Here is a 366-nt window from a genome sequence, read left to right as displayed (position 1 = left end):
AAAAAGAAATGATTGCTCTTCATTTAAAACGCAGAAAATATTTTCTGCGTTATTTTTATCCTTCCTCTAAATTTGTCAATCGTTTTAATTTTCGTAAAAAAATGATAAAATGTACTCATGTGTTTTCAGAATAATTAAAAACGCAGAAAGAAAACACTGTTTTTAGGAGGGGTTTTGATGACTTACACGTTAGCAACTAGAATGAAAGCATTCCAATCTTCTATATTTAGTGAATTAGGGGCTTATAAAAAAGAAAAAATTGCAGCAGGTCACAAAATGATTGATTTAAGTATCGGGAATCCTGATATGCCACCTGCTGACTTTGTAAGAGAAGAAATGGTACATACAGCCAATCAAAAAGAAAGC

General features: G+C 31.1%; 1 pseudogene. It reads left to right on the top strand.

The annotated features are described in order from the left end of the window. Nucleotides 1-177: 177 nt before the first annotated feature. Nucleotides 178-366 (top strand): annotated as a pseudogene (locus tag MR079_RS28545) (LL-diaminopimelate aminotransferase); the annotation flags it as partial.

It is taken from the genome of Bacillus cereus group sp. BfR-BA-01381, from assembly GCF_022663555.1.
Lineage (GTDB): Bacteria > Bacillota > Bacilli > Bacillales > Bacillaceae_G > Bacillus_A > Bacillus_A pacificus.
This window is presented reverse-complemented; position numbering and strand designations above follow the sequence as displayed.